General features: G+C 53.5%; 13 protein-coding genes and 1 tRNA gene. 11 read left to right on the top strand and 3 right to left on the bottom strand.

What is annotated here, in order from left to right; all coding sequences use genetic code 11:
- Window positions 1-341 precede the first annotated feature (341 nt).
- The 3 genes from ACFQDM_RS14950 to ACFQDM_RS14940 all read right to left on the bottom strand — a co-directional run bounded on the left by ACFQDM_RS14950 (window position 342) and on the right by ACFQDM_RS14940 (window position 2,897).
- Window positions 342-857 carry a hypothetical protein gene (locus tag ACFQDM_RS14950; RefSeq protein ID WP_377380396.1) on the bottom strand — a complete coding sequence of 172 codons (516 nt, stop codon included), beginning with the start codon at window positions 855-857 and terminating at the stop codon, window positions 342-344.
- A gap of 86 nt (window positions 858-943) precedes the next feature.
- Window positions 944-2,716, bottom strand: a complete 1,773-nt coding sequence (locus ACFQDM_RS14945) for a hypothetical protein (protein ID WP_377380394.1) — start codon at window positions 2,714-2,716, stop codon at window positions 944-946.
- A gap of 91 nt (window positions 2,717-2,807) precedes the next feature.
- A tRNA-Ser gene (locus ACFQDM_RS14940) sits at window positions 2,808-2,897 on the bottom strand.
- Between the two features lie 206 nt (window positions 2,898-3,103).
- Here ACFQDM_RS14940 and ACFQDM_RS14935 point away from each other — a divergent pair.
- From ACFQDM_RS14935 to ACFQDM_RS14885, 11 genes are all read left to right on the top strand, one after another.
- Window positions 3,104-3,343: a hypothetical protein gene (locus ACFQDM_RS14935; protein ID WP_377380392.1), complete on the top strand. Its 240-nt coding sequence runs from the start codon at window positions 3,104-3,106 to the stop codon at window positions 3,341-3,343.
- Between the two features lie 213 nt (window positions 3,344-3,556).
- Window positions 3,557-4,249 carry a 50S ribosomal protein L21 gene (locus tag ACFQDM_RS14930; protein WP_377380390.1) on the top strand — a complete coding sequence of 231 codons (693 nt, stop codon included), beginning with the start codon at window positions 3,557-3,559 and terminating at the stop codon, window positions 4,247-4,249.
- 46 nt (window positions 4,250-4,295) lie between these two features.
- Window positions 4,296-4,565 carry a 50S ribosomal protein L27 gene (rpmA, locus tag ACFQDM_RS14925; protein WP_377380388.1) on the top strand — a complete coding sequence of 90 codons (270 nt, stop codon included), beginning with the start codon at window positions 4,296-4,298 and terminating at the stop codon, window positions 4,563-4,565.
- A gap of 136 nt (window positions 4,566-4,701) precedes the next feature.
- Complete coding sequence (locus ACFQDM_RS14920; protein WP_377380386.1) at window positions 4,702-5,223, top strand: GNAT family N-acetyltransferase; 522 nt, start codon at window positions 4,702-4,704, stop codon at window positions 5,221-5,223.
- Window positions 5,224-5,232: 9 nt separating this feature from the next.
- The gene (obgE, locus tag ACFQDM_RS14915) at window positions 5,233-6,294 is read left to right on the top strand and encodes a GTPase ObgE (protein WP_377380384.1); all 1,062 of its coding nucleotides are present in this window, start codon (window positions 5,233-5,235) and stop codon (window positions 6,292-6,294) included.
- Window positions 6,294-7,436: a glutamate 5-kinase gene (proB, locus tag ACFQDM_RS14910; RefSeq protein WP_377380382.1), complete on the top strand. Its 1,143-nt coding sequence runs from the start codon at window positions 6,294-6,296 to the stop codon at window positions 7,434-7,436. Before obgE ends, proB begins: the two co-directional genes overlap by 1 nt.
- An 85-nt stretch (window positions 7,437-7,521) precedes the next feature.
- Window positions 7,522-8,160, top strand: a complete 639-nt coding sequence (nadD, locus tag ACFQDM_RS14905) for a nicotinate (nicotinamide) nucleotide adenylyltransferase (protein WP_377380380.1) — start codon at window positions 7,522-7,524, stop codon at window positions 8,158-8,160.
- A 79-nt stretch (window positions 8,161-8,239) separates the two neighbouring features.
- Window positions 8,240-8,629 (top strand): ribosome silencing factor, encoded by a 390-nt coding sequence (gene rsfS, locus ACFQDM_RS14900; protein WP_377380378.1) that lies wholly within the window; start codon window positions 8,240-8,242, stop codon window positions 8,627-8,629.
- A 22-nt stretch (window positions 8,630-8,651) separates the two neighbouring features.
- On the top strand, window positions 8,652-9,116 hold the full coding sequence (locus ACFQDM_RS14895; RefSeq protein WP_377380376.1) for a 23S rRNA (pseudouridine(1915)-N(3))-methyltransferase RlmH: 465 nt from the start codon (window positions 8,652-8,654) through the stop codon (window positions 9,114-9,116).
- 98 nt (window positions 9,117-9,214) lie between these two features.
- Entirely contained in the window at window positions 9,215-10,405 is a 1,191-nt protein-coding gene (locus ACFQDM_RS14890) for a murein hydrolase activator EnvC family protein (RefSeq protein WP_377380374.1), read from the top strand.
- 23 nt (window positions 10,406-10,428) lie between these two features.
- On the top strand, window positions 10,429-11,751 hold the full coding sequence (locus ACFQDM_RS14885) for a S41 family peptidase (RefSeq protein WP_377380372.1): 1,323 nt from the start codon (window positions 10,429-10,431) through the stop codon (window positions 11,749-11,751).
- The last annotated feature ends 125 nt before the right edge of the window (window positions 11,752-11,876 follow it).

Genomic DNA, 11,876 nt, shown 5'->3' with positions numbered 1-11,876 from the left:
CGTCAGATCTATTTATCCATGAGATCAAGAATCGCTCGGCAAATCTGGAATTATTTTATAGTCAATTGAATTTTATAGTTTTTCACTGAACTTACAGCAATATTCCTGATCCCCATGAGCTGCATTTTTCCTCGCACCACCTAATCAGCCAGCGGATCGGAACGTCGGTTGCGCCTCATCCGCATCGGCAATCCGCTTGCAGATAGTGAAAATGCGTCCCGCGGGACATCGCGTAACAATTGCTCGCCGCCGCATCCGAGTGCTTAAGGTTGTTTTAATCGCTAAAGCAATCTGACTCCAATAAAGCATCCGTCGCGCGCTTGCCTGGCTTTCGCCAAGTCTCAATTGGGCTGCTGCATTGCCAGAGCACGCCATCTAGATAGCTCATCCGAATTCTGCAAAAGCCATTTTCTCAATCTGACGACTTCAGACAACGCTGCTGCCAATGGATCAGATTGTTGGGCCACAGATTGGTCTACATCCACACTCGGGATTGCCAATGACGAAATTTGCAGATCATCTACTTCCACGCCTTCATCTGACATAGCGCTCGAGAAAACGACCCCGAAACCATCAACCCCTCGACTAGCCAATATCGGAAGAATGTTCCCCCATCCTCTGAAGGTTATTCTCACGCAACTCGACACCGAATCATGATCACCATCTAAGATGTGAGCAAAGGTGCTCGGCCGCAATTCTGCAGAGAGTTCGTTGAGCCAGCTCCCGACGTCGAACTGTATTGATGCATTTCCACCAACCGGATCACGATGCCAGGTCGCGACCGATTCACTACACTCAGGCATTGCGGATACGAGCGCAGAAACATAGCCGCTGAAAAATATATTTTCCGATCCCATCTACAAACCTTTCGCTCACCAGGTGAGAAATCGCGACGTGTGATCTCTCCGCTGACCTCCGATATCGGCGCTGAGATAGGAAGAAGTCAGGTCTTGGGAATTGAAATCGAAATTTTCTTGAATGCAATTTTATCGATTTCGCGCTTCAATGTATCTACGTCGAAACGTCTTCCGTGAATATTTCGACCATACCCGTAATCGTCATGGTTCTCGTGTCCGGAAAGCTCTTTGATCACATCTTCCAAAACACCAACTTGGCGTGCCTCATGTCGGAACGTATGCCTGAAAGAATGAAAAACTTTCGTTGGATCGGTTATGCCCGTTTTTTCGCGGAAGTATTTTCCCCACCACTTCGACCAATTCCGAGCCTTGTTCCCCTTAATAACCTTAGAGTTGTGTTTAACTTCAGGAAATAATCGTTTGACTGACGAAGATCTTTGCTTCTCGACAAAGTCTAGAAAGCCGATCTCAATCAGCCTGTTGCTGACGGGCACAAGTCGCATTGCGGCCGCATCACCACCATGCGAATTCTTTATTCTCTTCGATTCAGGATCGTCCAGCGTATAGTGTTCGCCGGAGACTTCATCGACGTCTTGGAAGCTAATCACCCACACACCATCGACTTTCTTGACATCTGAGTGATGCAGCTGAGCTATTTCTTCCTGACGTGCGCCAGTTAGTAGCGCTAGGATCGGCAGCCAGAGCGCCGCGGGTCCCTTTCCACCAGGAGGTATTGGCTCACTACCGGTATAGTATGGCATACTGAATATTTTTTTTAGATCACGTTCATCGAAGAACTTCCGATTTGCCTTCTTACCCTTCGATACTTTTGGCACTCGGAATGGGTTTTTAGAGATAGTCCCGTCTCTGACGCATTTCCCGAATATCGCAGACATCGCGGAAACCGCGGATCTGACAGTACCCGCTGACAAACAGTTCATTCCCGCTTCCTGGTTCCAGTCAACCAACTCGTTGAACGTCATATCTTCCCGGACCGATTTAGGGGGTCTGGCTGGGCATTTTTCCAGCAACCGGACGAATTTGTCGGCATCTGCACTCGTGACATTGGCGACTGGCAAGTCACCAAACACAGACACGAACCGATCGATATTGGTTTTGAATGACGTTATAGTATCTTCGTCCTTACCCTCACGCTTGTGCCAGTCAGACCAAGAGTCAAAGGCCTGGGTCACAGTTACAGCCGCGGCGCTCTCGCTTTGGTAAGGGACATCAGAGTCAACGCTCTTAGTCTTTTTTCTCACTAACTGGGACGCGAATTCAATTGCTTCGGGATTTCCTGACTTCAGTTCTTTTGCAAAGTTCTCTACTGCAGCAACAGTTTCAGAAACACTCTGCCGCAACATCGTGAACGCACTCTCCGAAACAATCTCATCCTCGTTCATTGAGCAAATTTCACGAATGACTTTCTTTGGATGGCTGAACATCTTCTTAGGTTGGTATTGTACGACGTTTTGCCCATTCACGATTGAGGTCGTCTCAACCCAACCCTCTTTAATGTCAAAAAGTGGTAGCTTGAAATCTTCCAGATCTCCGGTCGAAAGCGCTAGATTTGCGCAGTGCGTCTGTTTTCTGATCTTCCATTCTAACATTCGCTTTTGAAGGATTTCGACTGATAGATTCTTCCCTTTATCATCGGATTGATTAATCTGTTCGAGAAGCTCTGAGACCACGCCTGGAGCTCGTCGGCGTGCTACAGCGACGCTCTTAGTCTTCAAACTTTTGACGAGGTTTTTTTTACCTAAAAGATTCGCCTGGTCTTCAGTCAGTGTGATCCTGACTTCGATAGTCCGATCTGTTTTCCGTCGACAGAAGTTGGGTAGATTTTCTTTCTTGGCCATACCCAATTGTACCGCCCCCTTGGACCCAGACACAAGCGCAACATGCTGAGTTCAAAGCATTTTGTTTGTTTTCAACCCTGTGCATCTACAGTGGCGGAGAGACAGGGATTCGAACCCTGGGTACTCGCAAAAGTACAACGGTTTTCGAGACCGCCCCGTTCGACCACTCCGGCACCTCTCCCGCGAAGGCCGCGGTCATATCCACTGGTAGCGCGGAATGCAAGAGCTGCATTCCCCTGAACAACAGGACACCAGCCGGATTACTCGCAGATATTAAAGAGGGAGATGCACCTCAATGACGCGAACCTCCTCTGTTCGGGTGACGACGCTGCCATCCGTTTTATCTCTTAATAAGTGCAAGTCAGATTATCAGCAGGAAGCCCGTATATGACACCCTGGATTATGAGTGCCGCCATTGGCGCTATCGCGACCGCCACAGTGCTCTTGAGTGCCATCGTTTTTCGTAAACACAGTGCCTGCGGAGAATGCGGTATTCGCCTGCCAAAGATACGCGTGCCAACCAGCCTGCGCCAGGCGCTGTGGGGTGGCTTTACATGCCAGAACTGCGGGACAGAACTCGATGCTTCTGGCCAGAAAATTCGGTCCGTGCCTTTTCGATCAAATTGAACCTGAATCTGCTTGGAAAGCACGCCCTGAAAGACTATAAAGAGCCTTCACCATAGACTTGCGGGGCATCTGCACACCACTCTGTATACGGAGTGAAAGAATTCTCGCAGGAAATGAAAGATAGATTGACTCTGGCTTAGCAATATGCAATTTGCCGCGCTTTCTGTCTGACATTCAGTTAGAGCAAACCCAGTTTCTGAGAGGATCTGCGCGATGTACGCAGTCATCAAGACCGGCGGCAAGCAGTACAAAGTTGCCGCAAATGACGAAATCGTCGTCGAGAAGATCGACGCGAACGAAGGCGACGAGCACGCATTTGAAGACGTGCTGATGTTTGGCGAAGGTGACGATGTCACTGTTGGTGTACCGACCGTAAAAGGCGCTGCTGTTGTTGGCGAAGTCGTCAAGCAAGGCAAAGGCGACAAGGTCATCATCTTCAAAAAGCGCCAGCGTTCGACTTACAAGCGTAAGAAGGGTCACCGCCAGCTTGAGACGACGATCAAGATCACGGCAATCCTTCCTGAAGGCGTAGACGTCAAAAAGCTGAAAAAAGCTGACAAGAAGACGAAGTCTGAAGAGACTGTTGTCATCAAGGACGAAGCGCCTAAGGCGAAAAAAACCGCACCAAAAGCCGCTGAGGCTCCTAAAGCGAAGGCCGAAAAGCCAGCTGCTGAGAAGAAAGCGCCTGCCAAGGCTGCTGACACCGGCGCTGCGGACGACCTGACCAAGCTGAAGGGTGTTGGCCCGGCTTACGCGAAAAAGCTCAATGAAGCCGGTATCACCAGCTTCGCACAGCTCGCTTCACTCACTCCGGAAGGCGTGACCGAGCTGGAAGAGAAACTGAATGCGTCTGGTCGCGTTGAACGTGACGGCTGGATCGAACAAGCAAAAGAACTTGCGAAATAAGCCTCTTCAAGGCATTTATCGCATAGAAGTTTGAAGGAGTGGCCTTATGGCTCACAAAAAATCAGGCGGCTCATCCCGTAACGGTCGCGATTCAGAGTCGAAACGCCTTGGCGTAAAGAAATATGGCGGCGAACATGTTGTTCCTGGCAATATTCTCATCCGTCAGCGCGGCACGAAATACTATCCTGGCACGAACGTCGGCATGGGCAAGGATCACACCCTGTTTGCCAAGGTCGACGGCAAAGTCGAGTTTCGCAAGAAGCGCGATAACCGTCAGTATGTATCTGTGATGCCAATTGCGGACGCAGCCGAGTAAGGCAGCCGCAAACGGGCTGCCAACAGGTGGCCCTCACGCTCTGACGAGCATGGTGTAAAAGACCAGGGAGGCCGCCGGCCTCCCTTGTTTCGTTTCAGGATATTCCTATCTTCCTTGCACCCAGTGAGTGCTCACCATGCTGAAAACATTGACCACCGAACGCCTTGTGCTCCGTCCTATTGTAACGGCAGATACGCAGTGGATTACGGATACCGTTCAGGCACCGGAAATCTATCGCAATGTTGCGCGCATTCCCGCTCAACAGTCTTTCGAAGAGACTGAGGCGTTTGTAAAATCCACCAAGGAAGGCGCGGAAACCGCGACAGACATGGTGCGCATGGTCGAATGTGACGACGAGCGCATTGGTGTGATTGGATTGAACCGAACACACGCGCTGGAGCCCTTCACCCTTGGATACTGGTTTCATCCGGATGTCTGGGGAAATGGCTATGCGACAGAAGCCGCCAGCGCTGTCATGGACTGGGCGGATGGTTTCGCGACCCCTCGCTACTATGTTTCTGGTCATTTTGCCGACAACCCTGCGTCAGGCGCCGTGCTTCGCAAACTGGGGTTCCTGCCCTGCTGGCGTGCGCCTGTCTTCTGTCAGGGACGTGAGGAAAAAGTCGATCACCTTTATATGTCGCGAATGGCAGAGTAGAAGTCAGACATGAAGTTTCTTGATCAGTGCAAAGTCTATATCCGTTCTGGCCATGGCGGAGACGGCTGCGTGTCCTTCCGACGCGAAGCCTATGTTGAATATGGCGGTCCGGATGGCGGCGACGGTGGTCGTGGCGGTGATATCTGGGTGGAAGCCGTCGAAGGGCTGAATACGCTGATCGACTATCGCTACAAGCAGCATTTCCGGGCCGACCGTGGCGGACATGGCATGGGACGTAACCGAACCGGTGCCGATGCCAATGAGACCGTCCTGCAAGTGCCAGTCGGAACCCAGATCCTTGAGGATGACCGCGAGACACTGATTGCGGACCTCGATGAAGTTGGAAAGCGCGTCCTGCTCGCAGAAGGCGGCTCAGGCGGCTGGGGCAATACGCGTTTCAAGACATCCATCAACCAGGCGCCACGGCGTTATAATCCTGGATTGCCGGGCGAAGAGCGCTGGATCTGGCTACGCCTCAAACTGATTGCTGATGTCGGCCTTCTGGGACTCCCAAATGCAGGCAAATCGACATTTTTGAGCGTGACATCGGCAGCCAAGCCGAAGATCGCTGACTATCCCTTCACCACCCTCACTCCAAATCTGGGTGTGGTCGATCTCGGTCCAAGCACACGCTTTGTGATCGCCGATATCCCTGGCCTGATCGAAGGGGCATCCGAAGGCGCAGGTCTTGGACATCGCTTCCTCGGCCATGTCGAGCGCTGCAAGGTCCTTCTTCACCTGGTCGATGCTACGCAGGACAACCCCGGCGCCGCCTATCGAAAAATTCGCGATGAGCTCGAAGCCTATGATGACGAGCTGGCGAATAAGCCAGAGATCATCGCGCTGACCAAAGCCGACTCTCTGCTCGATGAGCAATTGGAGGAAGCTCGCGCAGAACTTTCTGAAGAAGCTGGTCAGAACGTTGAAATCATTTCGTCAGTCGCGGGGCGGAACATCAAGCCCGTCCTTCGACAGCTGGCACGATATGTCTATGCTGACGGAGACTTGTCGCTTCTGGATGACGACGACATCGACCCGCCTTCCGACGACAATGGCTGGAGCCCTGTTTAGTGTCACCGCTGGACCAGGCGACCCGCATTGTCATCAAGCTCGGCTCGGCGCTGATCGTAGACCGGGATGCAAAGGCACCGCGCGCAGCGTGGCTACGCACTCTTGCAGACGACATCGCCCTGCTGCGCGCCGAAGGCAAACAGGTTATTCTTGTTTCATCTGGCGCCGCCGCCCTTGGGCGGATTGAGCTCGCAAAATCAAGCCATCAGAACAACAGGACGGGCGCGTTGGAACTGAAGCAGGCTGCAGCCGCGCTTGGCCAGCCTCGCCTGATGACGGCACTGAGCGAAGCGTTTGAACCTCACGGCATTTCGCTGGCGCAGACGCTTCTGACGATTGAAGACACGGAAGTCCGTCGGCGCTGGCTGAACGCACGCGCAACGCTTTTCACCCTGCTCGATCATGACGCCATTCCCGTGATCAACGAAAATGATACCGTTGCGACAAGCGAGTTGCGGTATGGCGACAATGACAGGCTGGCGGCTCGCGTCGCTCAGATGGTTGGCGCTGACGCGCTCATTCTGCTCTCAGATATCGACGGCATTTACACCGCGGATCCGCGCAATAATCCGAATGCGGAACATATTGCAGAGCTGAAAAATATTACACCTGAAATTCGCGGCTATGCCGGCTCTGCCAACGCCCAGGCCGGCGTCGGCACAGGCGGCATGATCACCAAACTCGATGCGGCAGACATCGCCCTGACTGCAGGCTGCTCAACTGCCATCACGCTTGGAAACATTGACCATCCGCTCAAACGTCTCGTGAATGGCGGGAGAGCGAGCTGGGTACTTGCCGATGTGACCCCACAGGCGGCCCGCCGCAGCTGGCTGTCAGGTCACCTGACGCCTGAAGGATCACTGACGATTGATGACGGCGCCCAGAAAGCGTTGCTCAAAGGCGCGAGCCTCCTGCCGGTCGGCATCAAGCGCGTTTCCGGCGCCTTCATGCGGGGCGCAGCACTGTCGGTCTATACGCTTGATGGCACACTCATTGCCAAAGGCGTAACAACCTATTCATCGTCCGAGATCGAGCAGATCAGAGGGTTGCAGTCCGTCGACGTCTCTCAGCGTCTCGGCTACCCTGCCCGCACCGCCGTTATTCACCGTGACGACATGATACTTGTCGAAGGTGATCATTGATGGCTAGTTTTGTGCAGATGATATTATGCCCTGATCACCATCAATGCTGTGAGGCCCGTTCCCAGCTGACTGAAATGGTCTGGTCATGAGCCTTGTTCTTCCCGGCCCATATAATGGTTTACGGATTGGCTTGCTTGGCGGCACATTCAATCCTGCACATTCCGGGCATCGCCATATCGCCTTACTGGCTATGCAGCACCTGAACCTTGACTGGGTCTGGTGGATACCGGCTGCAGGAAACCCGCTCAAACAGGAAGAGGCACCCTTTGAAGCTCGTTTTGCGAGCGTAAAGCGCATGGCTCAGCACCCACGCATGCGGGTGACCGACCTCGAGCGACAACTCGGAACCCGATACACCTATGACACCCTACGCGCCTTGTTACCGAGGGTGAAAGGCGGGGAATTCATCTGGCTCATGGGCGCCGACAATCTTCGCCATTTTCACCGATGGGGCAATTGGGACAAGCTGGCCAACCTGGTCCCGATCGCAGTGATAGCACGCCCGGGCGATGCACGTTTTGCGCGGCTGTCCAAATTTGCTCAGCGGTTCAGCTGGTGCCGTCTTGCTCCAGCCGATGCCCCTGCTTTCCATCGTTTTATGCCGCCCGTCTGGACCTATCTGCCAACACCGCTCCACACCGCTTCTTCGACGCAGATACGGGCGCAAGCGTACCAACGAAACCCATTCCGACAAGCGATCAGCAATCCTGCTGCAAAGAATTAATGAACTGCCTTTTGAGCCTACCGCAGAACTGTGATAATAGGTTAGGGTCGAAAGTAGTATGAAAGGATACCTTTTGGACGTGAGTACTGACTCAGCACCGGTTGAAACCGGTGTCAAAGCTGCAACTGATCTTCCAGAGCTTGAAACACTCATTCTGGAAACACTGGAAGACGACAAAGCGGAAAACATCGTGGCGATTGATCTGGGTGGAAAATCTTCCATCGCGGACACCATGGTTATCGCTTCCGGTCGTTCTGCGCGCCATGTGAACGCATTGGCCGACCATGTCGTGCGCAAGCTGAAAGAAGAAGGCCATGGCCGAGCACAAGTCGAAGGCATGTCCAGTGCAGACTGGGTCCTGATCGACGCAGGCGACGTTGTCGTGCATATCTTCAGACCAGAAGTCCGTGATTTCTATCAACTGGAACGCATCTGGTCCGGTAGCGCACACATCACGGATGCCAACTAGACCAGATTGAGAGGCACTTGCCTTGAAAATCAGTTTGATTGGCGTTGGAAAGATCAAGCGCGGCCCCGAACGCGCTATGGTCGACGACTATATGTCACGCGCCAAAAAGCTCGCGAAACCGCTCGGCTTTCGAGACATCCAGGAAATTGAAGTCGATGCCGGCCCCGATCAGGCCGGTGAAGGCCAGAAACTACTGGCGAAAGTGCCCGATGGCGCAAAGTTCGTCCTGTTCGATGAAACCGGAGAAAGCACAACTTCTCGCGCCCTCGCGCGCAAGGTCGGGAAACTGCGCGATGATGGCTGCCCGGAACTCTGTTTTGTTATCGGGGGCGCGGACGGCTTTACCGACGAGATAAAAGCCCAGGCCGCCGACAAGATTTGTCTAGGCAAACTTACCTGGCCACACAAACTCGTCAGAGTAATGGCATCTGAACAGATCTATCGATCCCTTAGCCTCCTCGCTGGAACGCCCTATCACAGGGACTGATTTCGGCTTGCATGTCGGAGAGACTTTCCGTCTGATAAATCATCCAAGTCTCTGTCCTGTTAAGGACACATTGAAGAAGCCGGTCTAATTTTCCATAGATGTCCCTGCTCAAGCGCTCATTTCTGTCTGTTGCTCTGGTGACCCTCGCTTACAGCGGTGTCCACACGGCTATTCCTCAGGAATCGGTCAGTCTGGACGATCTGCGCGAAGTCGAAGCGCAACTCGAACGTGATCGCAAGGCGCTGGAAGCTATCGAAGCGGCTCAGAACTCTGCGCGCGCGGATATGACGGTTGTAAATCGACAATTGATTTCAGCAGCACAGGAAAGCCTGCGGCGGGAAGAACAGGCCAGCGAGATCGAACGACGCCTGATTGAGCTCGAAATCAAGGAGAACGATGCCCGAAATCAGCTCATGGCCGATCGCCAGGGGCTGAAGGACATCATGACCGCGCTGATTCAGGCGTCGCGGAAAAAGCCACCTGCGCTCGCCACGCATCCCGATCGCGCAACAAACGCAATTCAAGCGGCCATTGTGATGCGAGACATGGCGGACCAACTGGAAATACGGTCAGAAAAGCTCGCCGAGAATGTGCGGAGCTATGCAGACCTCCTCGAAAAGACACGCAAAGAGAAAGATCGGCTCGATACAGCCGAGAAACTTCTCAGCGCGAAGAAGGACGAAATTGAGCGCCTTGCCGCGATCAAGCGCTCAGCGTTCGAAGATATTTCCGGTGAAGCGGAAAAACTGAAAAAGCGGCTCGATGCTGTGGCCGTGAAAGCAGAAAACATACGCTCATTGCTGGCTGACCTGGAAGCCAATGCCCCCACCCCGCCGTCACGCAAGCCATCCGTGCTGAACGAGCCAGCTCCGAAAGGCGCTGATGAAGCGATCAGTGTCGCTGTGTTGAGCAAGCTTGGCCTGCCAGCAGCCGGCCAGGTCATCCAGACTTATGGCGATGAATTACCGTCAGGGCGCAAGGCAGAAGGTCTGACCGTGCGCACCCGTTCATCAGCGCAGGTCGTTGCACCAGCAGACTCCGTTATTGTCTGGTCTGGCCCGTTTCGCAGCTATGGTCAGATGTTGATATTGCGGACCGGCGATGGCTACCATATTGTCTTATCAGGTCTCGCCGACATCTATGGTACGCGTGGACAATCGGTATTGGCGGGCGAGCCCGTCGGCGCCATGTCGAACCGGGATGATATTCCTCAGGAGCTCTATATGGAGCTGAGGAAAGATGGCCTGCCGGAAGATCCGGCCAAATGGATGTCCCGATCAAAAGGTTGATCGCGACGAAAGAGGAGAGAGCCATGCGCTCATTGTTGATGGGAACGGTCGTTGGTGCAGCTCTGGGGCTGTCTGCCATTGGAGTTACGTCACTCGCCTGGTCTGCAAATAGCCAAGGCAGTTCCCGCGCCGATATTTATCAGCAGCTTGATCTCTTCTCTGAAGTGCTGAGCCGTGTCGACTCTGAGTATGTGATCAGCGTCGACGAAGCAGATGCGATGGAAGCTGCGATTAACGGTATGCTGACATCGCTCGATCCGCACTCCAGCTATCTGAGCGCAGAAGATTATGAAGCCATGCAGGTTCAGACCAGCGGCGAGTATGGCGGACTTGGTATCGAGGTCACCTCTGAAAATGGTTATGTGAAGATCGTGACGCCGATCGACGATACGCCAGCCAGCCGTGCAGGCCTCGAAGCTGGCGATTACCTCTCCGAAATCAATGGAAAATCGATTGTCGGCCTACCGCTGAATGAAGCGGTGAAGGAAATGCGGGGTGAGGTTGGTTCAGATATTACGATTACCATTATCAGGGCCGAGGAAGAGCCGTTTGAGGTAACGCTGACCCGCGAGATCATCCGGCCAAAATCTGTCGACTATCGCATTGAAGACGAAGATATTGGCTATCTGCGGATTTCTGCCTTCAATGAACGCACAACCGAGCTGCTCGAGGCTTCGCTTGATTCCATTGATGAAGAGCTGAACGGAGCGCCTGCGGGGTTGATTATTGACCTGCGCAACAATCCGGGCGGATTGCTTGATCAGGCTGTATCGGTCTCCGGGACGTTCATGAATTCCGGTGAAGTCGTCTCCACACGCGGTCGAAGCGTGACCGACATTGAGCGCTATTTCGCAGAGCCCGGCGAGCGCTTTGCTGAGACTCCGATCATCGTGCTGATCAATGGCGGCTCAGCCTCTGCTGCTGAGATCGTAGCTGGCGCGCTTCAGGACATGAACCGCGCGAAAGTTCTGGGCATGACATCCTTCGGCAAAGGATCGGTTCAGACAGTCTTCCCACTGAGCGCACAACGCGGCGCCCTGCGCCTGACCACAGCGCGCTATTACACGCCATCTGGCCGCTCAATCCAGGCAACTGGCATTGAACCAGACTTTGAAGTCTCGAACCGGCGCTATACCGAAGAAGAAATCGAGTCCATGCGTCGCTTCTCTGAAGCGGATTTGCCAAATGCGCTCGACAATGACTCCGGCGCGGAACGTCGCCAGCTGCATATGCCAGCGGTCCAGCCGCCGGAGGACTATGAAGGCGAAGACTTCCAGCTGGAAAAAGCCATTGAAGAGCTGCGCGCCATCACACTTTCCAGCGTAGATGAGCGGACAGCCGGCTAACTCGGTTCTCAAAAGCATGACAACTAGAGCTGGGTTCTATAGAAACCCGGCAAAATTTGCCTGTTTTCGTAAAACGTTAAGAGTTCTGGTGAACACTTGGTGAAGATCGATCAGCAAATTTCAGG

The sequence above is a fragment of the Ponticaulis profundi genome (assembly GCF_042659465.1).
Lineage (GTDB): Bacteria > Pseudomonadota > Alphaproteobacteria > Caulobacterales > Hyphomonadaceae > Ponticaulis > Ponticaulis profundi.
The sequence above is the reverse complement of the archived record's forward strand: the minus strand, read 5'-3'. Positions and strand labels throughout refer to the sequence as shown.